This is a genomic window from Frankia sp. CcI49 (assembly GCF_001983215.1).
Lineage (GTDB): Bacteria > Actinomycetota > Actinomycetes > Frankiales > Frankiaceae > Parafrankia > Parafrankia irregularis.
Map to the genome: position 1 here is coordinate 61,258 of NZ_MOWP01000039.1, position 22,279 is coordinate 83,536.

Annotated in this window: 22 protein-coding genes; 10 read left to right on the forward strand and 12 right to left on the reverse strand. The window is 69.7% G+C overall.

Annotation, left to right across the window (positions count from 1 at the left end):
• The first annotated feature begins 604 nt into the window (after positions 1-604).
• The gene (locus tag CcI49_RS33620; RefSeq protein ID WP_076833400.1) at positions 605-1,141 is read left to right on the forward strand and encodes a 2,4'-dihydroxyacetophenone dioxygenase family protein; all 537 of its coding nucleotides are present in this window, start codon (positions 605-607) and stop codon (positions 1,139-1,141) included.
• A gap of 3 nt (positions 1,142-1,144) precedes the next feature.
• Here CcI49_RS33620 and CcI49_RS33625 read toward each other — a convergent pair whose 3' ends face one another.
• The 3 genes from CcI49_RS33625 to CcI49_RS33635 form a co-directional block, all read right to left on the reverse strand.
• Positions 1,145-3,475 (reverse strand): serine/threonine-protein kinase, encoded by a 2,331-nt coding sequence (locus tag CcI49_RS33625; protein WP_076833401.1) that lies wholly within the window; start codon positions 3,473-3,475, stop codon positions 1,145-1,147.
• A 424-nt stretch (positions 3,476-3,899) separates the two neighbouring features.
• Complete coding sequence (locus tag CcI49_RS33630) at positions 3,900-4,286, reverse strand: VOC family protein (protein ID WP_054570630.1); 387 nt, start codon at positions 4,284-4,286, stop codon at positions 3,900-3,902.
• 89 nt (positions 4,287-4,375) lie between these two features.
• Positions 4,376-4,852, reverse strand: coding sequence for a ferritin-like domain-containing protein (locus CcI49_RS33635; RefSeq protein ID WP_076833402.1), 477 nt, complete (start codon positions 4,850-4,852; stop codon positions 4,376-4,378).
• 204 nt (positions 4,853-5,056) lie between these two features.
• On the opposite strand from CcI49_RS33635, the gene CcI49_RS33640 reads away from it, so the two are divergent.
• Together CcI49_RS33640 and CcI49_RS33645 are read left to right on the forward strand one after the other, a co-directional pair.
• A complete protein-coding gene (locus CcI49_RS33640) occupies positions 5,057-5,923 on the forward strand; it encodes a helix-turn-helix transcriptional regulator (protein ID WP_083473847.1) in 867 nt (288 codons plus the stop codon).
• 94 nt (positions 5,924-6,017) lie between these two features.
• On the forward strand, positions 6,018-6,482 hold the full coding sequence (locus CcI49_RS33645; RefSeq protein WP_158230851.1) for a DinB family protein: 465 nt from the start codon (positions 6,018-6,020) through the stop codon (positions 6,480-6,482).
• A gap of 22 nt (positions 6,483-6,504) precedes the next feature.
• Here the strand turns inward: CcI49_RS33645 and CcI49_RS33650 are convergent, their stop codons facing one another.
• The 4 genes from CcI49_RS33650 to CcI49_RS33665 form a co-directional block, all read right to left on the reverse strand.
• Complete coding sequence (locus CcI49_RS33650; protein ID WP_054570627.1) at positions 6,505-7,371, reverse strand: hypothetical protein; 867 nt, start codon at positions 7,369-7,371, stop codon at positions 6,505-6,507.
• Complete coding sequence (locus CcI49_RS33655) at positions 7,371-7,889, reverse strand: SigE family RNA polymerase sigma factor (RefSeq protein ID WP_076833456.1); 519 nt, start codon at positions 7,887-7,889, stop codon at positions 7,371-7,373. Before CcI49_RS33655 ends, CcI49_RS33650 begins: the two co-directional genes overlap by 1 nt.
• A gap of 230 nt (positions 7,890-8,119) precedes the next feature.
• The gene (locus CcI49_RS33660) at positions 8,120-9,109 is read right to left on the reverse strand and encodes a hypothetical protein (RefSeq protein ID WP_241840386.1); all 990 of its coding nucleotides are present in this window, start codon (positions 9,107-9,109) and stop codon (positions 8,120-8,122) included.
• 242 nt (positions 9,110-9,351) lie between these two features.
• Positions 9,352-10,095 (reverse strand): helix-turn-helix transcriptional regulator, encoded by a 744-nt coding sequence (locus CcI49_RS33665; protein ID WP_076833403.1) that lies wholly within the window; start codon positions 10,093-10,095, stop codon positions 9,352-9,354.
• A 123-nt stretch (positions 10,096-10,218) separates the two neighbouring features.
• Here CcI49_RS33665 and CcI49_RS33670 point away from each other — a divergent pair, with 123 nt between their 5' ends.
• The gene (locus CcI49_RS33670) at positions 10,219-11,184 is read left to right on the forward strand and encodes an LLM class flavin-dependent oxidoreductase (RefSeq protein ID WP_076833460.1); all 966 of its coding nucleotides are present in this window, start codon (positions 10,219-10,221) and stop codon (positions 11,182-11,184) included.
• Here the strand turns inward: CcI49_RS33670 and CcI49_RS33675 are convergent.
• On the reverse strand, positions 11,158-12,048 hold the full coding sequence (locus tag CcI49_RS33675) for a class I SAM-dependent methyltransferase (protein ID WP_076833404.1): 891 nt from the start codon (positions 12,046-12,048) through the stop codon (positions 11,158-11,160). The genes CcI49_RS33670 and CcI49_RS33675 overlap by 27 nt on opposite strands.
• 68 nt (positions 12,049-12,116) lie before the next feature.
• On the opposite strand from CcI49_RS33675, the gene CcI49_RS33680 reads away from it, so the two are divergent.
• Together CcI49_RS33680 and CcI49_RS33685 are read left to right on the forward strand one after the other, a co-directional pair.
• Positions 12,117-12,716 carry a TetR/AcrR family transcriptional regulator gene (locus tag CcI49_RS33680; protein ID WP_076833405.1) on the forward strand — a complete coding sequence of 200 codons (600 nt, stop codon included), beginning with the start codon at positions 12,117-12,119 and terminating at the stop codon, positions 12,714-12,716.
• A 215-nt stretch (positions 12,717-12,931) separates the two neighbouring features.
• A complete protein-coding gene (locus CcI49_RS33685) occupies positions 12,932-14,221 on the forward strand; it encodes a cytochrome P450 (RefSeq protein ID WP_083749872.1) in 1,290 nt (429 codons plus the stop codon).
• A 166-nt stretch (positions 14,222-14,387) separates the two neighbouring features.
• Here the strand turns inward: CcI49_RS33685 and CcI49_RS33690 are convergent, their stop codons facing one another.
• Positions 14,388-15,527, reverse strand: a complete 1,140-nt coding sequence (locus tag CcI49_RS33690) for an endonuclease/exonuclease/phosphatase family protein (RefSeq protein WP_158230852.1) — start codon at positions 15,525-15,527, stop codon at positions 14,388-14,390.
• 636 nt (positions 15,528-16,163) lie between these two features.
• Between CcI49_RS33690 and CcI49_RS33695 the strand changes: the two genes are divergently transcribed.
• From CcI49_RS33695 to CcI49_RS33705, 3 genes are read left to right on the forward strand one after another with little or no spacing between them, the layout of a single operon-like run.
• On the forward strand, positions 16,164-17,006 hold the full coding sequence (locus CcI49_RS33695; RefSeq protein WP_054570623.1) for an SDR family NAD(P)-dependent oxidoreductase: 843 nt from the start codon (positions 16,164-16,166) through the stop codon (positions 17,004-17,006).
• Positions 17,007-17,065: 59 nt separating this feature from the next.
• Entirely contained in the window at positions 17,066-19,027 is a 1,962-nt protein-coding gene (locus CcI49_RS33700) for an NAD(P)/FAD-dependent oxidoreductase (RefSeq protein ID WP_054570622.1), read from the forward strand.
• 50 nt (positions 19,028-19,077) lie between these two features.
• Positions 19,078-19,563: a polyketide cyclase gene (locus tag CcI49_RS33705; RefSeq protein ID WP_054570688.1), complete on the forward strand. Its 486-nt coding sequence runs from the start codon at positions 19,078-19,080 to the stop codon at positions 19,561-19,563.
• A 112-nt stretch (positions 19,564-19,675) separates the two neighbouring features.
• On the opposite strand, the gene CcI49_RS33710 is transcribed toward CcI49_RS33705, so the two are convergent.
• The gene (locus CcI49_RS33710) at positions 19,676-20,344 is read right to left on the reverse strand and encodes a histone deacetylase (protein ID WP_076833464.1); all 669 of its coding nucleotides are present in this window, start codon (positions 20,342-20,344) and stop codon (positions 19,676-19,678) included.
• Positions 20,345-20,576: 232 nt separating this feature from the next.
• On the opposite strand from CcI49_RS33710, the gene CcI49_RS33715 reads away from it, so the two are divergent.
• On the forward strand, positions 20,577-20,981 hold the full coding sequence (locus CcI49_RS33715) for a YchJ family protein (protein WP_054570621.1): 405 nt from the start codon (positions 20,577-20,579) through the stop codon (positions 20,979-20,981).
• A gap of 23 nt (positions 20,982-21,004) precedes the next feature.
• On the opposite strand, the gene CcI49_RS33720 is transcribed toward CcI49_RS33715, so the two are convergent.
• Positions 21,005-21,499 carry an SRPBCC domain-containing protein gene (locus CcI49_RS33720; RefSeq protein ID WP_198955714.1) on the reverse strand — a complete coding sequence of 165 codons (495 nt, stop codon included), beginning with the start codon at positions 21,497-21,499 and terminating at the stop codon, positions 21,005-21,007.
• 65 nt (positions 21,500-21,564) lie between these two features.
• Positions 21,565-22,128, reverse strand: a complete 564-nt coding sequence (locus tag CcI49_RS33725) for a hypothetical protein (protein WP_076833406.1) — start codon at positions 22,126-22,128, stop codon at positions 21,565-21,567.
• Positions 22,129-22,279 lie beyond the last annotated feature (151 nt).

Here is a 22,279-nt window from a genome sequence, read left to right on the forward strand (position 1 = left end):
CCGGCACTTCCGCGCGCACCGGTCCCGCCACCTGCCCGGSTGCCAGCCGGTGAGCGCCACCAGTCGACGGCTCGCGCGCATGTGATCCTTCGCACGGCGATCCACCGGCGAGCGCCCCTGGGGACCACCAGGCCGTGCGCGCCATCGCCCACCCGCTGGACGCCCGACTGCGATGGCCGGGCCAAAACAGCAGATGAGCGGCAGCGTGGCAGCCCAGACCGCAGCTGCGGTAACAGCAGAGCGGGAGGCCCGAGCCTGCGGGGTGCGCGAGAAATCCCTCGGACCCGGCACCGGATCGCACAATCACACCAGACCGGCCGAAAACAGAAGCCGCTGATCACAGCCCTTGCTCCGGATACCCATAAAGGTGATGGATCTCTCTTCATACCTATGCGGACCCGGCGAATCAGGAAGCCTTACGCTGCACAGACGTCCGGTTTACACCTGGCCGAGCAGCGCTACGGTGGTACGGACCGGAAACAGTGTTGCGGGCTCCTCTGCCGGCGGCGGGGACCAGGGCCGCGGAGTATTCCCGCCGTAACCGTGAAAATCGCGCGCGCGAAGCTGGGGGCACCTGAGCGCGACCATGAGGAACGAGGTTGCCATGGCGCCGACTGGTCAGGCCGAGGTCGACGAACGGGTTGCCTATCGTGGGCCACAGCCACCCGGCATGGTTTCGGATGTCGTCATCGCCGACGCCCTCGATCTGGACTGCGATGAGGAACTCTGGGTTCCGCAGGCGCCCGGTGTGGCCTTCCGTCCACTGTTCCTGTGCGTCACTCAGGGGTACTACGTCAATCTGCTGCGGGTTCGGCRCAGCGGGGTTCTGTCGCGGCATCGGCACGCCGGGCCCGTCCACGCGTTCACCCTGCGTGGGCGCTGGCACTACCTCGAGCACGACTGGGTCGCGACGGCGGGCGRCTACGCTTTCGAGCCACCCGGAGAGACGCACACCCTGGTTGTCCCCGAGGACGTCGACGAGATGGTGACCCTCTTTCACGTCTCGGGGTCGTACGTGTACGTCGATCCCGACGGCAACGCGGTCGGCCATGAGGACGTCTTCACCAAGCTGGAAACAGCCCGCCGGCACTACGACGCCATCGGGCTCGGCGACGAGGCCCTCGCCGACGTCGTGCGCTGAACATCACGGTGCCGTGCCGGCGGAATGGCCGGAGACGTCCCACACCCTGATCTCACCTCCCTTGCATCCGCTGAAGACGGTGCGGCCGTCCGGCGCGAACACGACGGCCAGCAGCTGGTCCTTGTGGTCGGTGCCGGACCTCGCCACCAGCCGCGGGGCCGCCGGATTCTCCACATCCCACAGGCGGATGGTCCGGTCCCAGCTGCCGCTCACCAGCCGGTTTCTGTCGCTGGAGAACGCCAGCGCCCACACTCTGCTCCTGTGCCCGGWCAGCGGCTTGCCGAGTGTCTTCGGATCGGTCGCGTTGGTCAGATCCCACAGGCGGATGTCGAGGTCCTTGCCCCCGGAGGCGAGCACGAGCCCGTCCGGGGAGAAGGCGAATCCGTGCACCTCGCCGCTGTGCCCGCGTAGGGGCCGTGGGATCCGCGACGGGGCGTCGAGGGCCGGCAGGTCCCAGAGCTGGATCGCCTCGCCGTCGTAGGCCGCGACGAGCGTGGCGTACGGGGCGAGCGTCGGCCGCGCCCAGGTGATCTTGCCCTGCCGGCTGTCGGCCACGCTCGGCACCGTGCCAACCGTGTTCTGCACAGCGTCGAAGAGGCCGAGTTGGCGCGGGTTCGTCGGGTCGGCCACATTCCAGATCCGCACCTCGCCGAACTGGCCCCCGCAGACCAGGATGCGCGGGTCATCGCCGAAACTCACCGACGTCACCCGGTCCCTGCCGGCCGGCAGGCGGATGGTGATCTCGGTCGGGTTCTCAGGGTCACGGACGTCCCACATCCGGACCTTCCGGTCCCAGTGCCCGCTCACGAGCTGATATCCGTTGGTGGACAACGCCAGCGACAGCACTCCCTCGCCGAGGTCCGGCGACGCCCACATCGCGCGCGGGTGCGCCGGATCCGAGACATCCCACAGCCGGAACGTGCCATCGCTGCTGCCGCTGGCCAGGATCCGACCATCCGGGAAGGCCACCAGGGAGGTGACCCAGCCGGTATGACCAGGCAGTGGTTCGCCGAGCGGACGTAGAACAGGTTCGTCCGGGGTGCTGTCACGGGCCCGGTTCACGGCGACCGCCGCGCCGACGCCAGCGGCCGCGACAGCCGCGGCGGCGGGAACGCCGATCAGGAGGCTCCGCCGGTTCAGGCCTCGACCGCTCTTGCCGGGGACAGCAGGGGCGCGGTGCTTACGTCGCGCCGCACCGGGGCGAGGAGTCTGCGACCCGCCCGGAGCGGGGGTTTCGCGAGCCGACAGGTCGCGAGCCAACGGGTCAGGGGTAGGCAGGTCGGGGACAGGCAGGTCAGGGGCGCCTGAAGTGGACGCATCCGGGTCCGGCGTGCCCACCACCGGCGTGCCCACCGCCGACTCACCGGGTACCGCCCCGGCTGCCGGTGGGAGTGGAAGCGGCGAAGGCGACTCCCGCTCGGCAACCGAGCGGACCGCCTCGTCCAGGTAGAGCACCAGGCCCGTGCGGGCGATCCACCCGCTGCCGTAGGAACTCGCGGCGGCCTCGGCCAGCTCCATCGCCAGTTCCCGGGCCGAGGCCGGACGCTGCGCCGGGTCCTCTGCGAGCGCCCGCAGCACCACCGCCGCGACCGGCGCCGGCACATCATCCGGCAGCAGGCGCCGCGCGGCGAGATGATCCTGCCACACCACCGGTGGCACGACGGCCGGCCCGTTCACCGCCGCCGTGCCACCCGACAACAGCAGATGCAGGACCACTCCGAGTGAATAAAGGTCGGTGGCCGCGCTCAACCGGCCGGCCGCCATCTGCTCGGGAGCCATGAAAAGCGGAGTGCCGACCACCGCGCTGGCCATCGCCTCCGGGCCGGTCACCAGTTTCGCGATCCCGAAGTCGGCGACCTTCAACAGCCGCGCCGCGTCGAAAAGCATGTTCTCCGGCTTGATGTCACGGTGCAGAACACCGTGACCATGCGCGCAGGTGAGCGCACTGGCCACCGCGAGGCCGACCGCACATGCCCGCGGACCGCCCAGGACATTCAGATGACTACTGAGCGGCCCCCCGGAAAGCCTCTCCATGACAATCAGGCGAAGGTCATCGAACTCGAGATAGTCGTACACCCGGACAATGTGCGGATGATCCAGGTTCGCCAGAATGACCGCTTCACTGGCGATGCCCGCCGCAGCCCGGTCCTCCCCGAGCCCAGGCGCGAGCTCATTCCCGGCCCGACCGGCTCCGGCGAGCACCTTGATGGCGACGTCGCGGGCCATACGACGATGCGAAGCGGCCAGCACCAGCCCGAAGCCGCCCGCACCCAGCTGCTCACCCAGCTCGTAGCCGGGCAGCGCCGCCTCCACCCGCGCCCGGTCAACCAGCACGGCGGAAACCCGTCATTCGACGGGATTTCCGGACCACCGCGGTGAGCCTACCCATTTCATGTGGCACGGCGCGGATCCTACGGCCGAGCACCGAAGCCCCGGAGAGGGGATACCCGTCCGGTTCCGACCGGGCAGTTCCCGACCGAAAGTGCGGCGGCACCGCCGCGCGGTAAACCGGTCGATTCGATCTACGGCATCCATTCGAGCGTCAACACTGGAACACCGCGTAGCCAGGGATGCCATTCACCGAATTCGCCGTGACGAACCGCGTTTCCGGCGGCACGCCCCGTCCGCGGCGAGGTGGGCCCTGGCTGGCGTACGCCCGCGGCGGTGACAGCATGGCCGTCAGGAGGCTCCTCGCAGCAGTCGCCACGGCGCCCTCACCCACCGGCCACGGTGTCCTCACCCACCGGCCACGGTGCCTTCACCCGGGCAGGAGTGCCTCCAGCGCGATGTTGTCCGGGTCGCGGAAGGCGAGCAGCCGCCCGAACGGCAGTTCCTGGGTCGGGGTGAACACGGCGCCGATGCCGGCGAGTCTTGACACCAGCCGGTCCAGGTCCGCCGGTTCCGACACCGAGAACGACAGATGGTCCAGGCCGGGCCGGGTCTCGTCGAAGGCGGTCGCGCCCGGTTGATCGTGTTGACGCAGGACGATGCTCAGCCCGCCGGGAAGCACCCCGTGGGCGAATGTCGTTGTTTCGCCGCGGTCGCGGAGCAGTTCCTTCCAGTCGAGAACGTCCCGATACCAGGCGGTGCTTCGGTCGAGGTCCGTCACGGTGAGGCTCAGGTGCGAGACACCATCAAATGCCATGGTTTCCTCCTGGAAGGGCCGGGAGACCGTCGTGAGACAGCCGGGTGGACGATGGAACGACAGAGCGGACAGGGAGATTTTCCGTGTTGTCAGTGGCCCGCGCCGAGCAGGTCGATCGCCTGGAGGAAGCGATCGGCGTGGCCGGCCTCCTCACGTCCGCTGGCCCGCAGGAGGCGGGCGACCTCGGGGTCTGGCTCCGCGTCCGCCCATCGCTGGTAGTCCGCGTCTCCCRCGCGTTCCCCGGCGACGACGGCGGCCAGCAGTGCCGCATCCACCATCGCGGGGGCCTCGACCGGGTAGCCCTCATCCAGGTCCGGCGTCGGCTGGAAGGGACGGCCGGTTTTGAGGGTGAGAGCGCGACGCACCCGATTGGCGTGCCCCAGCTCCTCCCTCGCGTTTCGCCGGACCAGTTCCGCGGCCTCGCCGCCGTCGATCCGGTCGGCCAGTCGCTCGTAGAGCCGGGCCGCGGTCCGCTCCAGCTTGTAGAGGGTCCTCAGCTCGGGTACGCCCAGGTGGTCCATCGCGGCCAACGCCATCGCGGCGGACCGGAAGTCATGCTCGTCCAATGGTCTCGTCGTCTCCTCGGCGGCAGAGATCCGCGAACGCGGGCCGCGGGGTCGCGGGCCGGTCACCAGGCCGGCCCATCGGCCCGCCGGCGTGCACGACAGTAGGGGGATCTCGACCCGGGGGTACGACCCGAACGGCCCGATTCCCCACCCCGACGGCCAGATCGCTTTCGGGCAGGCGACGCCCCGAACTACGATCCGGTCGTGCCGGACGCGCCGCTGATACCGATGCGCCGGAGCGTGACGGTCACCGCCGGTACCGTGGAACATCGCGCGACCGAACCGATTTCCTACTGGCACCGGCATGACCTGCACGAAATCGAGTACGCCGTCGACGGCCTGGCCGAGATTTACACCCCGCAGACGCATTACCTTCTGCCGCCCCTGCATGCGGCGTGGATTCCGGCCGGCGTCGAGCATGCGCCGTTGCTGCGGGACGTGACCACGATCGCGGTCTTCTTCGACCCCGCGGAGTTCGCCTTCCCACAGACGCGAACGGCCATCATCGCCGTACCGCCGGTGCTGCGGGAGATGATGCGGTACGCGGTGCGGTGGCCCATTCACGGTGAGAGCAGGGCGTGCGGGGAGAGCGAGGCGTGCGGGGAGAGCGAGGCGACGGGTGACGCCGCCGAGGCCAGCGTCTTCTTCCATGCGCTGGCCGGGGTCGTCCGCCACCAGCTCGCGCACACGGCCCCGCTGTCCCTGCCGATCTGCGACGACGTGATCGTCCAGGACGTGATCGCCTACACGGCGGGCCACCTCGCCGACGCCGACGCGGTCTCGGTATGCCGGGCCGTCGGCATCTCCGAGCGCGCGCTGCGGCGCCGGTTCGCGGCGGTGCTCGGCCAGACGTGGCGGGACCATCTGCGGCAGGCGCGGCTGTTCCGGGCCATGGCCATGCTCAGTACATCGACGATGTCGGTCGGCGAGATCGCCGTCGAGGTGGGGTTCGGCAGCGGCAGCGCGCTCGCCCGCGCCTTCCGCACCTGGACCGGGGAGAGCCCGTCGGAATACCGCGAACGCCGGCTCACACCGGGACCGAGGACGCCCGAGCCCGCGCATCTGGGATGACGGGCGGCGTGGCCGGCTAGCCTTGGGCATGGGTATCGTCGCCACCTCTGCGCCCCTGCCGCCGTGCGCAGCGTGCGGTTTCGACTCGGCCACCGTGCCACTCACCGAGGTCGCCGGGCGGCTCACCGCGCTCGTCGCCGTACTCGCCGAGCGCCTCGTAGCGAACCCCGTCGAACGGCTGCGGGCACGTCACATGCCCGGCTGGACGGCTCTGGAGTACGCGGGGCATACCGCCGACGTCCTCGAACTGTTCGCGCGCCGTGTCGCGCATCTGCTCGCCGCCGACGAACCGGAGCTCGAGGTCATCGATCACGACGCGCTCGTCGCCGCGGGCCGCCACAACGACCGGACACCCGACGAGACCGCCGACCGGCTCCGCTCCGGGCTCGCGGCACTGACCGCCGAACTGGCCGGGGTCACGGGCCCTGCCTGGGACCGCGGCGGAACCAGGGCGGGCGAGCGACGAACAGTTCGGGAGACCGCCTACCGAGCCGCCCACGAACTGATCCACCACGGTATGGATATCGACCGCCGCCTCGGCCCCGACCAGGCGAAGTAGCCCATCGGCCCCGGCCGTCGGCTCAGGAGGTTCCGACGAGGAACGAGTACGTGCTGGCGCTGACCAGCCAACGGCCGGCGACGCGGACGGCGTTCGCCTCCCGCCTGATCTGGTACCCCCACTTCGCACCGAGCGTGGGGTCGGAGTGGGTGATGAGGAGGCTCACCGTGGCCTGGTCGCTGGCGGTCAGTCTGATGTTCTCAGGCGATACCTTGAGGCTTGCGGCGACACCTGGATAGCGCTGCCTCCACTGAACGGCCATGTCGTGGTAGCCCTTCCCGCCCTCGACGTAGGCCAACCCGGCGTCGATATCGCCGGAGGCGTCGAAGGCCTCGGTGAACGCAGTCGTGATCTCGTCGATCGTCGCCTGGTCCGGCTGGGCGTAGGAGGGCTGCGGGGCGGAGAGCACCGGCGGCGTGGAGACCAACGGCGGGGCGGCTGTCGCGCTGGTCGCCGCCGCATCCGGATGTACGACCACCCCGGTGCCCGGCCCCGGGCTCGTGCTGCCGTCCGCTGATGCGATGGAGTAGACACCCCGGTCAGGAATGAGGTCCCGGACGACGGTCACACTGCCGAGGATCACGCCGCTCGTCGCCAGCACCACGGCTCCAAGCGCAAGCGCCATTCGCCGCCCAGGGCGGCCCGGTCGCACGGGAGTGCACACTCTGGCGGCCAGACCGGGCGGTGCGGTGACGGACTGAGTGGCCCGGTCGAAGAGCTCACGCAACGTCTGCTCGAAGACCGGATCAGGTGCGGGATTCCTGCTGGAACCGGCCCCGGAACCGGACCTGGAACGCCACACCGAACGGCGGGCGGCACGCCGCCCGGAGCGCACCCGCGAACGCGGCCCGGAGCCGGGACGATCGTCATCTGCCGGCTCGGCTGGCATCAGTGCCCCCTCTCGCTTCGGACGCGGATATCTCCCAGATGCTGGCTCGTCCGCAGCCGGGCCAGCGCCCGTGACGCGTGGGATTTGACCGCGCCCACGCTGCAGCCGAGGATCTCGGCGACCGCCGCTTCCGGCAGGTCGTCGTAATAACGCAGGACGACGACGGCGCGTTGCCGTTTCGGCAGTTCGTGCAGCGCACGCAGCACCTGGTCCCGTAATCCGAGCTCCGGCGCGCTGGACGCGTCGGCCTTTTCGGCGGCGGCGTCCAGCGGCACCTCCCGGAAGAACTGCCGTGACCGCCAACGGCGCGAGGCCGCGTTCACCATCACCCGGCGGACGTAGGCCTCCGGTGTGACGATCCGGTCCCGGTCCCATCGCTGATAGGTGCGTTCCAGGGCACCCTGCAGCAGATCCTCGGCCGCATGGCGGTTGCCGGTGAGCAAAAAGGCGGTCCTCATCAAACGGTCAGCCGAGGCGGTGATGAAATCCTCGAACGACTCGTAGGACGCCCCGTCCATCGAGTGCCCCCATCGATGGGCCCGGCTGCCCGGTTCCGCCGCATGGACGGCGACGGGGCGACGGTCCGCCGTGATGCGGACCGTCGCCCCCGCGGGCACGCTGAGCCGACTGTGAGTCGCCGGCGGCGCGGGGTTCGCGTCGCGCCGCCGGCGAGCGGTCAGGCAGTCAGCGGCTCCGGCGGCGCGGCGCATCATGGCCGCATGACCTCCGGAAACCGCTGGTCAGCGGGCTACGCCACAGCACCTCCGAGCCCGGACGCAAGTCCGAGAACGTTGCGGTAGGTCTGCTCCGAGACCTTCCAGGAGCCGCGGTCGAACACTGCCTGGCCGCTGCTGCCGATCGAACCGGAAAAGCCCCCGTAGCTGTAGGCGACGGTGAAGTTGACCGAGGCGCGGTCATGCGCCCAGATGTAGACCTTGTTCACGGTGATCTGCGCGGTCAGGCCCGGGTAGGTGGCCCGGAACTGCTCCAGGAGGCCGACCAGGCGCTGGCCGTTCTCGACGGCGGCCAGCGGAACCCGCGGCGGGGCATCGGAGCTGTTGAGGGCGGTCGTGAAGGCAGCCCTGATCCGCGGTTCCGACGCCTTCTGCCAGGCCGTCTGCGCCGGGGCCGGGCCGACGGTGAGCGAACCCGCGACGCGGAGCAGGTCGGCCTCGGGCAGCGGGCCCACCGTGGGGGTCCTGATCCCACCGACGGAGCCGCCGACGGTCAGCACCACGGACGGGTCACCTTCGACCCAGGTCAGCTCGTTGATTCCGCCGCTGCTGGTCCGCAGGGTGACGGCCTCGGTGCCGCGCAGCGCGATCCGTCCCAGATACTGCGCGGGGTAGTACTGGGCGTAGGCGCTGGCCACCTCATCGAGCGTGGCGTCCGGTGTCTCCCGCTGGATGGTCAGCGAAACGCGGGTGTCAGCGCCCTCGAAACGGGCGACGATGACATTCCTGCCGATCCGCGTGGTCGGCTGCACATCGACGAGGCTGACGCCCCTGGGCAGCCAGCCGACCTTCACCCCGTCCACGGTCGGAGCCGACGTCCGGCCGCCACCACCGCCGGGGCCGGCACCGCCGGGGCCGGCAGCCGTCGCCGGGCCCGCGGCTGTGGCGGTCACCAGCCCGACCAGGGCCACCGCCGTCAGCCTGCCGAGGGCGCGGGTCAGCCGCCGCCCCGAAGGACGCCACCGTGATCGGATGAGGGATGGGCTGTCAGGACGTTCCGCCATCGACGCCTCCTGCTCTGGTGGACGCTGGCGGCGGTGACATCACCCACCGGGTACCCCAGCTGCCCTTCGGCTGTTTCCACCTCCTAAGAGCGACTTCGGTGCGGCCAGGTTTACGTGCCAGCCCAAAACTTTCCCCAACGTTCGGCGCCGCTACGCAACATCGCGGCAACAGCGAGTACGTGTGCGTGTCACACCCGGCCCGGAAAGCCTCAGCCGGCCTCGGTAGCCGCCGAGAGGGCCGGCTACCGAGGCCGGCTGGCGGCGGAGAGGGCAGCTGTCGTCGCGGTGTCGACCGGCAGGAACGCCTCCAGCTTCAGCTCCGCGAGGGTCACATCGACGGCGGTGGCGAAGGACGTCACGGTTGTCATCAGGCGCAGCTCACCGCGTGATGAATCCAGGTGGAGCGGAACCGCGAAACCGAGAGACCCGTCCGACGGCGCCAGCTCGGGAACGTAGCCGGCGAGTTCGGCGCGCAGCTGCGTCAGATGGCCCAGTCGCGCCAGGATGTGCCGCGCCCATTCGGCGAGGTTGCGTATCCGCGGCGCGATGCCGTCGGGATGCAGCGCGAGCCGGTAGACGTTCGTTCCCGGGCCGACCAGCTCGGGCGCCGCACCCTCGGTGATCAGGTCGAACGTGTCGTTCGCCGCGATCAGGTCACCGTTGCGGTCGACGACCAGTGCCGGGTACGGCAGGTGCCCACGAACGATGTGCTCGATCGCCGCGCGCACCGGGGCCAGCGCCGGGTCGTCGAACGAGCTCTCCGGGTAGACGGGCGCGTATCCGGCGGCCAGCAGCAGCTCGTTACGCTCCCGCAACGGCAGTTCCAGTGATTCGGCCAGGCGCAGAACCATGTTCCGGCCGGGGACGGACCTGCCCGACTCGATGAAGCTGAGATGGCGCTGGGTGGTTCCCGCCCGCAGCGCCAGATCCAGCTGGCTGAGACGCCGGTGGGTACGGCGGTCGCGGAGCGCGCGGGGAAAGTCCACGGATCTGTTGTACCGGCGACGGCTCCCGGGCATTCCCCGACGGCCTTCCCCGCCTGGGCATCGCCGCTGGGCATTCCCTGCCGGGAATTGTTGCCGCACACCGCGGCCGCGAGCATCGTCGCCATGAACATCGGCGTACTGCTTCCGACCGGTGCCTCGCAGTGGGGCCCAGGCGATGATCCCCGCGAGCTGGTCGCCTTCGGGCGCCGGGCCGAAGGCCTCGGTTTCACCTCGCTCTTCGTCAACGACACGCTGATCAGCCCACGCATCGAAGCGCTGACGATGTTGGCCGCGCTCGCCCCCGCGACCGAGGCCGTGGCCCTGGGAACGGGCGCGCTGCTGCCGTTCCTGCGCCGGCCGGTGCAGGCCGCGCAGTCCCTGGCGTCGATCGACCTGCTCTCCGGTGGGCGGCTCACGGTGGCGGTGGGCGCCGGCTTCCCCGGCCCGTTCGGCCGCCCGTTTTACCACCTGTCCGAGGTGCCGTGGGAACGGCGCTTCACCCGACTGGACGAGACGGTCGCGTTGTGGCGGGCGTTGTGGAACGGCGCCGGCTCCTTCCACGGCGAGCTCCTCAGGTTCACCGACCTCCCGCCCGCGACCAGGCCGTTCCGGCCCGGCGGCCCACCGGTCTGGCTCGGTGGCGCGACCCCGGCCGCGCTGGGCCGCACCGGCCGGATGTACGACGGCTGGCTGCCCTACCCGCCCGACCCCGCCGACTACGCGTCCGGGCTCCGGGACGTCCGCACGGCGGCGACCGGCGCCGGTCGGGCCGACGGCGACATCACCCCCGCACTGTTCGTCTCGGTACGGATCGACGACGACCCCGAACGCGGTCGCCGAGCGATGGAGGACTACGCCCGGGCCACCTACGGGATGCCGCTGGACGATCTGGCGCGGATCCAGGCGGTGCTCACCGGCTCGGCCGACCAGGTCCTCGCGGGCCTGGCCCGGTATGTCGCCGCCGGAGCGCGCCACCTCGTCACCCGGCTGGGTGCCCTGGACCTGACCTCGCAGCTCGACCAGCTTGAACGGGTCAGCACATTGATCCCCGCCCTCCAGGCATCAGCGGACCGCGAACTCGCCCTGTGAGCCGACAGCGCCGGTTCGCGATGCGACGACCGCGACCGTGGCGTAGGACATCGTGAGGCTGCCGCCCATCGCGTCGATCGCGGTGCCGATGCTCGCCAGGACCGCCGCCAGCCCATCCGGTGGGAGCAGCGTGAGCCCGCCGTGGGTGGGCAGCTGGTCCAGCCACTGGTCCCGGGTGTAGGTGCGCTCCCAGTCGAACCGCCACTGCTCCGGTTCACCGAACCCGCCCGAACGACGGATACCATCAGCGATCTTGGTGAAAAGTGCCTGGTAGGCGTCCAGGGCCTGGCGCAGCGGGTCGAGGTTGACCGGCATGTCCGGCGCCGCCTGACGGTAGGCAGCACCGAGGACGTCCAGTATCTCCGGCGGGTACTGGAACACGTGGTGGAAAGGCGCGAGCAGGCCACCGGGCCGCAGCACCCGGGCCGCCTTGGCCGCCCCGGCGACCGGGTCGACCCAGTGCCAGGCCGTGCCGGCGACGACCGCGTCGAATTCCCGGCCGGCCGGGTCCCAGTCCTCGAAGGTCGCCACCTCGACGTCGGTTCCGCGGCGCCGTGCGAACCGGGCCATCCGGGGGTCCGGCTCGACTCCCAGCACCCGGCATCCCGCCGCCTGGAACTGCCGGGCCTCGATCCCGGTACCGCAGCCGACATCGAGGATGTCCAGGACGTCGACCACGTCGACCACGTCGGCCACGTCCCGTCCGGGACTCGCGGCGACGATCCGCTCGACGAGTGCGTCAGGATAGTGCGGGCGAGTCCGGTCGTAGCGCTCGGCGTCCGCCCCGAAGGACTCCGCGACCCGCCTGGCCTGATGAGGCTCGTTCCCCGATGGTCGCGGTTGGTCCCGCGAACTAGTGGGCATGCGCCCACCCTAGTGGGCGCATGCCCACTAGGGAACGATCGGGGCCTTCACAGGAGGAGGACGCGGCTGTGCCGACAGGGGTACACATCCGCGACGTGCGCACCCAGTTGTTCGACGCCACCGAACGGGTCCTGCGCCAGCAGGGGCCGAGCGCGTTGACCAGCCGGGCGGTCACCGCCGAGGCAGGGTGCGCCAAGGGCGTCCTGCACCGGCACTTCGAGGACTTCGACGACTTCCTGGCCGAGTTCGTGCTCGACCGCGCCGGCCGGCTCGGCACCGAGGCCACCGCCCTGCGCGAGACCGCCGGCACCGGAACCGTCGCCGACAACCTGACCGGCGCCCTGGCGGACCTGTTCGCCTCGGTGGCCGTGGCGATCGTCCCGCTCATCACCTTCCGGGACGAGCTGCGCGCCCGGCTGCGCCGGACCTGGCCGGTGGGCGTCCCAATCCTGACGGAGGCGGCAGCCATGATCGCTTCCTACCTCGCCGCCGAACGCGACCTGGGTCGCGTCAACGCCGACGCCGACATCGACACGCTCGCTCCCGCGCTGATCGGGGCTGGGCATCTGCTGTTCGCCGATCGCACGGGCACGCCACCTCGAACCGATGCCCTCCGCGCGATGGTGGTCGCGGTCCTCGCCGGCGCCCTGCGAGAAACAGAATCATGAACAACCAGCCGGCGAGCGAATGACGGCGAGCGAATGAATCGTTTGATTGCGGGTTCTGATCCGCCAGGCCGGGCGCCGGAATGCCGGGCAGGGTGCGGTGGGGAAGGGTCCAACCTGTTCCCCTCGCCCGGATGATCGGCCGAGGTTCGCCGCGCAGTACCGCTGCCGACGGGCTTCTGGATGTCGGGCGAGCCCGAAGCGAGGAGACAAGGGCGATGCCTGCCCCCGACCCGGCCCAGACGGTCCTCGACACGGTCCTCGACATGTTCAGCCTCGAGAACCGCAACGACCCGTACCCCTTCTACCACGCTGCCCGCGAGCTGGGCCCGCTCGTCGCGACCCCGTTCGACGTTCACCTGGTCACCGGGCACGACGACTGCATGACGGTCCTGAGCGACCCTCGGTGGGGCCACGGATACTCCGCGGGAATCAGCCCCATCCGACCAGGTGTCGTAGCCGAGAACATCCCGSGATCCTTCATCCGGATGGACCCACCCGACCACACGCGCCTGCGCGGGCTGGTCAGCAAGGCGTTCACCCCGCGGGCGATGGAGCGGCTGCGCCCGCTTGTCGAACGGACCGCCGAACGCGCGGTGGCCAGCGCGCTCGCCGCCGCCGAGTTCGACCTCGTCGCCGATCTTGCCGCGACCGTGCCCATCACCGTGATCTGTGAGCTGCTCGGCGTTCCGATCGAGGACCACCCGCGCTTCGACACCTGGGTCCGGGCGCTGGCCAGGGGCCTGGACCCGGATCCGCTGCTCGCCGAGGACGAGCTGCGCGGCCGGGAGATCGCCGCGGCGGCGTTCTCCGAATACTTCCGCGGGCTGGTCGCCGAACGCCGCGCCCGGCCGGGGCCGGACCTGATCAGCCAGCTGGCCACGATCGACGACGCCGGGGATCGCCTCACCGAGACGGAACTACAGGACATCTGCGTACTGCTGCTCTTCGGCGGCTACGAGACGACGGTGCACATGACCGGCAACATGGTGCTGGCGCTGAGCCGTCACCCCGACCAGCTCAACCTGCTGCGCGAGCGGCCCGATCTGATCCCCTCGGCCGTGGACGAGCTGCTCCGTTTCGATCCGCCGGTCCATTTCACCAACCGGGTCGCGCTCCAGGAGCGGCACCTGGCCGGCCGGGACTTCGGCCGCGGCGAGGCCGTCGTCATCCTGGTCGCCGGCGCCAATCGGGACCCCCGGGTGTTCCCCGATCCGGACCGACTGGACGTGACCCGCTTCGCCGGCCCAACTCCGGCTCCTCGCCACCTCGCGTTCGGGCTCGGCATCCACTTCTGCCTCGGGGCACAGCTCGCCCGGCTGGAGCTTGAGATCGTCCTGACGACGCTGCTGCGCCACGCGCATGCCTTCGCCGTGCTGGATCCGGAGCCGACCTATCGCGAGACCCTGACCATCCGCGGCCTGCAGAGCCTGCGGGTCAGGTTGGAGGGCTCGCGGGCGCCGGACCTGCCCCGCACCACCCAAAGCGCGACTCGAACAGCGCCGTAACCTTTTCGTGCGGATGAACCTTCTGAAATCGACGTGAGTGCAGTGGCCGTCGTCGTGCGCCACGCCTGCGCGGGCACGACGACGGCCACTCGGACCGGTCTCCCAGCACATCGTGGTGTCTGGGTACACCGGGCTTCTCGGGTGTTCCGGCTACGTATGACGGCTCTCAGCCGCCATACCCCCGGTCCGGCAGCCGCAGAGTCGCGACGACGCCGGCGTGGTCGGACGGCCACAGCCCCGACGGCGTGCGGTCGCTCTGCCGGTCCCCAACCCGGTGGACATCGGCCACGTCGAAGCCTCCGCGGAAGAGGACCAGATCAATTCGCGCGATCAGGGCGGAGACCGGATTACGCAGGTCGGGTGCCTGACAGCAGGTGAAGCCAGGATTCCCGGGGTTCTTCTTGGCCCAGGCGTCGACGAAACCGGAATCAAGCAGGAACTGGTACGTCGGGAATGTGGGGTTCTGAGGGTCGTTGGCCGTGGTGTTGAAATCACCGGCGAACACCACCGGGAGCCGGGTGTTCGCCGCACTCGCAACAAGATCCCGCGCCTGCGCCAGCTGCGTGGTGAACGGCGGGCTCGCCTCCAGGTGGGTCGTGACGAACCGGAAGGCGCGGCCACCGACGACGGCGTCGACCGACGTCCAGCCGTTGCGGAAGGTAATCGAGCCGACCGCGGACTGGAACACCTGGTTGACGGCGAACGTCTGGGCCTGCAGGTTCGAGACCCTGACGCGACCGACCCGGGCAAGGATCACGTTCCGCGCGCTGATGCGCACATCGAAGCCAAGGGTGCTCGGGTACTCGGCATCGAGCTCGGGCACGATCGCCACCGGCTGGTAGGGCTGGCCCTGCGCGCGGAGCGCGGCGAGGAGAGCCTTGAGCTGGTCTGACTGCACGTTCGTCGCCGGTGCCGCACCGGTACGTACGATGTCCGCCTCCTGAAGGGCGACCAGATCGGGCTGGTTCCGCACGATCTCGCGGGCAACCGCGGCGGCGCGCGCCTTCGGGTCTGACGCCAGAATCTGCTGGTATGTCAGCGTCACCGCCGCGGCGAACTCCGCCGGCGTCTTCGCGTCGACAATGGCCTGGTAATCGCTGCCCACATACGTGTTCTGCGTCATGACACGGATGTTCGCCCGGTCGGGCCCGTCCGCGAGCGCGGCCGTGTTGGGCAGCGTCGCGACACCGACCAGCGCACCCAACAGAAGTGTACCGACGATACAACTGGACCGGACTTTCGAACCAAGCCCGGTGAATCGAGCGACTTTCATGGACCTCTCTCCCAAAAACACCGCGCCAGCCACGCCAGAATTTCCAGCGGATCTTCCCGCGGACGAGAGGAGCATCGGTTGCCGGACAGCGAAGCCGGGCTCGACACGCCGGACCGGACTCGTGCTCCCGCGGGACTCCTGTGGAGAAGCCGGCCCCGCCGGACTATCAGGTACGAGCCCCAGCCCACGTTCTCCGCTGCCGAGACGCAAAGACACGATCACGATTCAGAAGTGAATGGGAGCGCACCTGTTCACCGTGGCGTCGTCGATTCTCATCCGCGTTGTCCGCCGAGTCCGAGAGTGACGGCACGCCCATCTCGGCTCCGATCCGCAGCCTGTCGCCGGCCCGCCCCGACAGGAAGCACGAAGATCGCCTCACGCGTACCGCATCAGCACGAATCCGAGAGCACGAGCCGCCGGATGGTCCGCCCTGCCCGGTGATCGGCGGGGCACCGACGCGGTGTCCGTCTACTCCGTCCGCCTACTCCGCGCCGGCGCGCACCAGCCGAGCCGCGTTCATCAGCCGCGCCCTGCGGGCAGCCCGGATGACGAGCCGTCACCCGACCCGATCTGGACTCTGGCCGGCAAAGAAAGTGAACACCCACTTGTGACGCCGTCCTGTCCGAACTAACGTGCTGGTCAGACAACGCGCCGACCGGGAGTTTGCGAATGACCACGCAGGGGCGTCTCAGCGGCAAGGTCGCCGTCGTCACCGGGGCCGGCTCGACGCCGGGCCCCGGCATGGCAACCGGCCGGGGCTGCGCCATTCTGCTGGCCCGCGAGGGCGCGCAGGTCGTGCTGGCCGACATCGACCCCGACCGCGCCACCGAGACCAGGAAGATCATCGAGCGTGAGGGCGGGGAGGCCGTCGTCTTCGCCGGGGACATGACGAAGGCGGCGGACTGCGAGGCGATGGTCGCCACGGCCGTCGACGCCTTCGGCACGGTGGACGTCCTGGTGAACAACATCGGCGTCTCGGCGGCCGGCACCGTCGTCGACACCAGCGAGGCCGACTGGGACCGGGTGCAGGCGCTCAGCCTGCGCACGATGTTCCTCGCGAGTAAGAGCGCGGTCCCCGTGATGGCGGCCAGAGGCTCCGGGTCGATCGTGAACATCGGCTCGATCGCCGGGGCCCGCGGTGGCGGCTATGCCAGCTATGCCGCGGCGAAGGGTGGCATGCACGCGCTCACCGTCGACATGGCGTATGCGCACGGCAGGCAGGGAATCCGCGTGAACGCGATCGCCCCCGGCCACATCACGACCCCGTTGTTGTTCTCGGTCGTCGGTGTCACTCCGGAAGCGGACTACCGCCAGCGGATGGCGGCGGCGTCAACGATGCTGGGCACGGGCGGCGACGGCTGGGACGTCGGCTGGGCCGCCGTGTTCCTCGCCAGCGACGAGGCCCGCTGGATCACCGGGGTCGTCCTGCCGGTCGACGGCGGGGTGATGGCGGTTACACCGCTGATGATGGCGGACCATCTGCGGGCTGTGCAGCCGCCGCCACCAGCCTGAGCGACTGCTCACACTCCTGCGAATGTCGCCACCACGGAAAACCGGAGGTAGTGGAAGACGTGACCACGGGAAACGGGCAATCTCGGCCGGAGCTTCTCGACGCCAGCGACGAGCAGATCGACGATGCGGTGACCTATGCCGATCCTCTAGCCTTACGCGGGCTGCTGTACCAGCTCACCGGGGATGAGAGCGTCGCCGCCACGAAGATCGGCCCGGTACCCGGCTATGTGGGTGGAAATCTCTCCTTCGGGCTGACCGACCCAGCCGACGTCGACATTCTTCGGCGCCGGACCGCCCGTTTCCTGAAGGACTATCGCGACTCGGGTGCGGGTCCTCTCGGCCCCGGCCCGCGGGAGCGGCTCCCGCGCAGCCTGGCATTGGCCGGGGGTGTGGACGAGGTACCGGCCGAGGACATCGAGCTGTGGATGGAAGAGCTCGGCCTCGACCCGTGGGCCCGCGGGCTGTCCTGGGACGCGGACACCCCAGCGCCCGACCCGCAGCGCCTCCAGAACTTCTCCGTCATCATCGTCGGTGGCGGCATGGGCGGCCTGAACGTGGCGGCCCAGCTCAAACATGCCGGAATCGCCTTCACCCTGCTGGAGAAGAACTCCGGTGTCGGTGGAACCTGGTATGAGAACCGCTATCCCGGTGCCCGCGTCGACTCCCCCAGCCGGGCCTACACCCACATCCTCGGGGTAGCGGCGGAAACCCCGTCGCCGTGGTGCTCACGGGACGAGAACCAGCAGTACTTCAACTGGTTCGCCGACGAGTTCGGGGTGCGCGAGCACATCGTTTTCGACACCGAGGTCTCCACGATGACCTGGGACGAGGACACCTCGACCTGGGAGGTCGTGGCCAGGGGCCCGGATGGCGAGCGGGTGCTGCGCGCCGACGCGGTCATCAGCGCGGTCGGGCTGCTCTCCCGGCCGAGCATCCCCCACATCGACGGAATGGAGACGTTCGAGGGCCTCGCGTTCCACACCGCGCGCTGGCCGGTCGACCTGGACCCCGCAGGCAAGCGGTTCGCCGTGATCGGCACGGGTTGTTCGGGAGTGCAGCTCGTCCCCGAGCTGGCCCGGCTCGCCAGGCATGTCAGCGTCTTCCAACGGACCCCGCAGTGGCTCTTCGAGCACACCGGATACCTCTCGCCCTTCCCCGAACAGGTCGGCTGGCTGGACCGGAACCTGCCGTTGCACCCGCACTTCATGCGCTTCCGGACGACGTGGCTGCTCGGCCCGTACCAGTCCGGCCCGCTGCGCGAGATCGACCCCGACTTCGACGACGAGTTCGCGCGCAGCGAGGTCAACAAGGAGATCCGCGACGAGCGGGTCGCATTCATTCGTAAGAAGCTGGCGAGCCGGCCGGACCTGGCGGAGAAGATGATCCCGCCGCACCCTCCGTTCTCCGCGCGGCCCGTTCAGGTCGACGCCGCCTACAACCTGTACGACGCGATCATGCGCGATGACGTCACGCTCGTCACCGACCCGATCGAGCGGATCACCCCCACCGGCGTACGCACTGCGGACGGCACCGACCACGAGGTCGACGTCATCGTCTACGCGACCGGATTCCGCGCGAACGAATGCCTCTGGCCGATGGACGTGATCGGGCGGAACGGGCTGTCGGTCCACACCCTTTGGCAGAAGGACGGCCCCCGCGCCTACATCGGAACCATGCTCCCCGGTTTCCCGAACCTGTTCCTGATCTATGGGCCGAACATGAACCCGTACGGCGGGCTCGGCGTCATCAACCACCAGGAGATGGTCACCCGCTACCTCCTCGACCTCGTCAGGGAGCTGATCCTCACTGGGAAGCGCACCGTCGAGGTCACCGAGGAGGCCTACTGGCGGTACAACGACCAGCTCGACGCCCGCGAGAAGCACAAGATCTACATGGATCCGCGGGCGAACAGCTACTACCGCAACGACCATGGCCGATCGGTCACGAACTGTCCGTTCCCCGGAAACGAGATGTGGCACCGGCTGCGGAGGCCGAACCACGACGACCTGGTCATCGGATAGTCGGATGAGACCGTGGAACAGGACAGCGGAACAAGGTGGAGGAGCGTCCGGTGAGTGACGCCAGATTCGAGGTGCGGCGGTATATCTCGGCGCCGCCCGAGAGAATTTTCGAGGTGCTCCGCGACCCGCGAGGCCATGTGTCGATCGACAGTTCCGGGATGCTCCAGTGGAGCGACGGAAAGCCGGCGACAGGCGTCGGCGACGAGTTCGTCATGCACATGGACCGCGAGTCCCTCAACGACTACCCGCTCGGAAGGTACGAGGTCACCGTCGTCATCACGCGGTTCGTCGCCGACGAGCTGATCGAGTGGACCATCCGAGGGGTGATGCTCGATCCCCCACCGCGCCACCTGTATGGATACCGTCTCGAACGAGAAGACGCCGGAACCATGGTCACCTCGTACTACGACTGGAGCGAGATCGACGAGGCGTATCGCACCAGAGGCGCCTTCCCCGTCATCCCCGAGGCCGCCCTACGCGCCACTCTCGGCATCCTCGCCCGCACGGTGGAACATCCAGGGCAGTCGGCCGGCTAGAAGCCGAGCCGAGCCGATCCGGCCGGGCTGCCGCGATGCCGTCAGCCCGCCCTGGTGCGCAGGCGTGCCGATGATGGCAGCGTGTCGCCTCACCCGCGGCGAGAAGGAATCATCAGGCGGGTTCGGTCGCCTCCGCCGCGATGAGACGTCCGGCGATCTCGTCGGGCTGCCAGACGCCCCGGGCGCCGGGCAGCCCGGCCAGGTAGGCGGCGATCCGCGCCGGCGGCCAGCCGTGGGACTCGCCCAACCCGGCCGCCAGCATGTCCAGATAGGCCCCAGAAGGAGCGGTGAGAGCGACATCGGCCAGCACCCACGGGGCGGTGAACGTCAGCAACGGCACCGGGCCCCAGTACCCGACGAGCAGCACCGTCTCGTACCGGCCGGGCCCGAGAACGGCCCGGCCGGCGCCGCGCCGACCGGCCGGCGCGGTCAGAGCGGTCAGGTCGAGGTCGCCGCCGGGTTCCCGGTGCATCTCCTGCGCCGCGACGTCGACGAACTGCTGACGGCTGAGCAGGTACGCGCGGGCCGCGGCCAGCCCTGGCACCGTCGGATCGTAGAACGCCATGCCACCGCCCCAGACCTTCGATTCCAGGGCGAAGTACACCGATCCCGGCAGCAGGAGCGGTGCGGCGGCACGCGGCGGACGGCGGTCTCGGCAACCGGGGTAGGTGTGGGTCGTGCCCGGCATCACCCCACCCGCCAGGTAGTAGGCCAGTCGCGACGACCGCAGGTTCGACCCGTAGCTGACGTACCAGACCAGCGGCGTGCCCGCCCGATCCATCGTCTCCTCGGCCACCGCCACCTCGGCTTCCCTGCCCACCACTCGCCGCCGGCTGACGTCCGCGCACGTCCCGGCCCCGTTCCGTCCTGGACCGTTGGCAGTTTGTCATCCCCGCCGCACCCGCGGATCATGGCGCCCGACGGCGGGCCCCCCACCGCGATAGCGTGTCGGGCACCAGCTCAGCCCACGCTATGCGTTCCTGGGGGCCCGTCGTGATAGCGCGTCATACGGCATGAGCGTCGTGGACCGGTGCCCGTGCGGCTCCCGCCGTGAGTACGCGCAGTGCTGCGAGCCTTTCCACCTCGGGAGCCCGGCGCCGACCGCCGAAGCTCTCATGCGGTCCCGCTACAGCGCCTTCGCCCGCGGCCTCGCGCCTTACCTGCTGCGTACCTGGCATCCCTCAACCCGTCCCAGACGCCTGGCGCTGGACGCCGGTCTGACCTGGCGCGCCCTGCAGATCGTCGACACCGTGAACGGCGGCCCCGGCGACGACAGCGGTGCCGTGGAATTCCGCGCGATCGCGCGCACAGCGGACGGCGAACGCCACGTGCAGCACGAACGCAGCACGTTCACGCGGGTCGACGGCCAGTGGCTCTATGTGGATGCCGGCACGGGACCGCTGCTCCGCGACCGGTGATGCCGTCGCCGTCTCCGGCCAGCTCAGGGATGGCCTACGGCCGATTCCAGTCCGTTGAACTGCAACCGCATGCTGCCTTCGAGATGGGCGACGTCGACCCCGCCATCACCCGTGAGAACAAGGAACACGTACTGTTCGGTGCGGGTCACACGTGTGCCGGATCCCGCCGCGGCCAGCTCCACGGTGACGAGTGATATGGAGTGGCGGCGACCGTCAACCGTGATCGCATAGGTGAACACAATGCGTTCATCGGGGACGATGTCCAGGAATTCCGAGTGATACTCGACCTGCTCCGGAACACCGGCGGGAGCGAACGTGCCGCGGGCGACCTCCCGCCCACCGACACGGAAATCCAGCTCGTGGTGGGCCGCCCCCGGCTCGCTGGGTATGCGGAACCAGCGTTGGCGCAGCACGAGGTCGGAGAAGGCCGCGAAGACGCGGCCCGGTGGCACCGCCAGATCACGGGTCAGCGTGCAGGACCCATGGATGAGGGATGAAGCAGCTGCAGCCGTCGTCACCGACCCATCATCTCAAGGGTTTTCGGAGACGATCGACCCCGAGCAGGCGAGACGGAAAACGACACTCACTGCCCGTGTAGCCGTTCCTCAGCCGGCGCGCCTTCCAACGGCGTGGCCAGCACCCGGCGGATCGCGTCCGCCGGGTTGTCCGCCTCACCGGCGATGACCACGCCCTGCTTCGGGATCAGATCCACCGGCGCGACCCCCCAGACGTACGCACCGAGATCGACCCGGACAGCCCGGCGGAACAGCGCTGTCACGTCCGGCCGGCCGGTCACATCAGAACCGCCCGCGTCGTAGTACCGGGCCACCGTGCCCGTTTCCGGCTCCACCCGCCAGCCCGGCGCCGCCGCGATCAGCGCGGCCAGCATGATGGCTGGCCGCATCGCCAGAGCGAGCGCCAGGCGCTCCGGGTCGTCCCGAGTGTCACGGGCGGCGCGAATCGCCTTGTCGACGCCGCTGATGGACGCCATGCCGAGCTCGCCGCGGACCACCTCGCGACCCCGGCGTGCGCAGGCGTCCGCGACATCCAGGGCCCGCAGATCAGCAACGGCCCGACGCCAGAGGACCGGGTCGGCCGCATCGTAGGCAGCACGGAGACTGTTCTCGGGACCCCCATCCACCACCATGAATTAACTATACACATGATGGCAACACCATTCGAAGGAAAATAGATCTCAAAATCAGACGCCTGACCGATGCTGGTCGGAAAGTCGGCCGGTTGCAGGGTGCGTTGCGGCTCGGTGCGCTCCACCAGGCCATTCATGATCGCAAAGTCGT

Bases quoted from the DNA above. Each gene is read 5' to 3' on its own strand.
- CcI49_RS33630 (WP_054570630.1), bottom strand. From the start codon at position 4,286: ATGGCATTTGATGGTGTCTCGCACCTGAGCCTCACCGTGACGGACCTC.
- CcI49_RS33650 (WP_054570627.1), bottom strand. From the start codon at position 7,371: ATGCCAGCCGAGCCGGCAGATGACGATCGTCCCGGCTCCGGGCCGCGT.
- CcI49_RS33655 (WP_076833456.1), bottom strand. From the start codon at position 7,889: ATGGACGGGGCGTCCTACGAGTCGTTCGAGGATTTCATCACCGCCTCG.
- CcI49_RS33660 (WP_241840386.1), bottom strand. From the start codon at position 9,109: ATGGCGGAACGTCCTGACAGCCCATCCCTCATCCGATCACGGTGGCGT.
- CcI49_RS33670 (WP_076833460.1), top strand. From the start codon at position 10,219: ATGAACATCGGCGTACTGCTTCCGACCGGTGCCTCGCAGTGGGGCCCA.
- CcI49_RS33675 (WP_076833404.1), bottom strand. From the start codon at position 12,048: ATGCCCACTAGTTCGCGGGACCAACCGCGACCATCGGGGAACGAGCCT.
- CcI49_RS33695 (WP_054570623.1), top strand. From the start codon at position 16,164: ATGACCACGCAGGGGCGTCTCAGCGGCAAGGTCGCCGTCGTCACCGGG.
- CcI49_RS33710 (WP_076833464.1), bottom strand. From the start codon at position 20,344: ATGGATCGGGCGGGCACGCCGCTGGTCTGGTACGTCAGCTACGGGTCG.
- CcI49_RS33715 (WP_054570621.1), top strand. From the start codon at position 20,577: ATGAGCGTCGTGGACCGGTGCCCGTGCGGCTCCCGCCGTGAGTACGCG.
- CcI49_RS33725 (WP_076833406.1), bottom strand. From the start codon at position 22,128: ATGGTGGTGGATGGGGGTCCCGAGAACAGTCTCCGTGCTGCCTACGAT.